2 protein-coding genes are annotated in these 796 nt (G+C 67.7%); one reads left to right on the top strand and one right to left on the bottom strand.

Annotation, left to right across the window (positions count from 1 at the left end):
• Positions 1-216 precede the first annotated feature (216 nt).
• On the top strand, positions 217-456 hold the full coding sequence (locus ACFSKW_RS45970) for a hypothetical protein (protein WP_379580927.1): 240 nt from the start codon (positions 217-219) through the stop codon (positions 454-456).
• A 34-nt stretch (positions 457-490) separates the two neighbouring features.
• Here ACFSKW_RS45970 and ACFSKW_RS45965 read toward each other — a convergent pair whose 3' ends face one another.
• Positions 491-670, bottom strand: coding sequence for a hypothetical protein (locus tag ACFSKW_RS45965; RefSeq protein WP_379580926.1), 180 nt, complete (start codon positions 668-670; stop codon positions 491-493).
• Positions 671-796 lie beyond the last annotated feature (126 nt).

The following is a 796-nucleotide window of genomic DNA, read 5'->3' as shown; positions in this document are numbered from 1 at the left end:
CGTGGTGCTCTACAACCTGTTCAGGAAGAAGGACTGGTTGTGAAGCGCACCCGACCTGGCGGCCCAGAGACTGGCCGTGCCTCGCAGAAGGCTGGATCCGTGGTCACCGACTCGGCGGCCCGGTCGAAGCCCCAGTAGCCCACAGCCGATTGAGGGTCCGGCGCTATGCGGTCCGTTCACTTCCTTCGGCCTCCCCGCGAAGCCAGGATGGAGGGCATGCCGCGCGGCTTGCTGGTATGGGCGGTCTTCTTTCTTGGCGGCGCTGCCGGGATGGCCGTCCACCTCGCCCAGGCGGCGCACGATCCATTGGGACTGATGGGCGTGTTCGCCAGCCTGGGCCTGAGCCTCGTGCTCTATGGAGCCCTGACCGGCCGGCGCCGACTTCTGCGGCAACGGGCACAAGCCGATCCGGCGCCTCTGGACGCCCCAGCGACCTACGGGCACGGCGGGTCGTAAGGTTTGATCTCGGCGTAGCGGTCGTCGGCCTCGGTCAGGCCGAAGCTTCCTCGCGCTCCATCGTCTCGGGCCAGTTAACGGGCTGTCCGCCCACCAGGTGCTCGTACGGCCAGCTCGGCTGTGCCTCGCTGTGGGCGTGCGGCCACGGCTGGTCATCATCGTGACGGCGGACGAACTCGCTGTCGTAGCTCAGACCGATCTGCAGGGCGAGCACCGCGGCTTCGCGCCCAGCAGTCGCGATGGCCTTCCGGCCGGTCAGGCCTGGATGGGTATGAAGAGGACATCGGATAGAGCGGATAGGACGGGGGCACGGCGATGCCTCGGTACTTGGACAGGGACC

It is taken from the genome of Nonomuraea mangrovi (genome assembly GCF_042681425.1).
GTDB classification, from domain to species: domain Bacteria; phylum Actinomycetota; class Actinomycetes; order Streptosporangiales; family Streptosporangiaceae; genus Nonomuraea; species Nonomuraea mangrovi.
Note: the sequence above shows the minus strand (reverse complement) of the source record. Positions and strands in the feature narration are given on the sequence as shown.

Bases quoted from the DNA above. Each gene is read 5' to 3' on its own strand.
- ACFSKW_RS45970 (WP_379580927.1), top strand. From the start codon at position 217: ATGCCGCGCGGCTTGCTGGTATGGGCGGTCTTCTTTCTTGGCGGCGCT.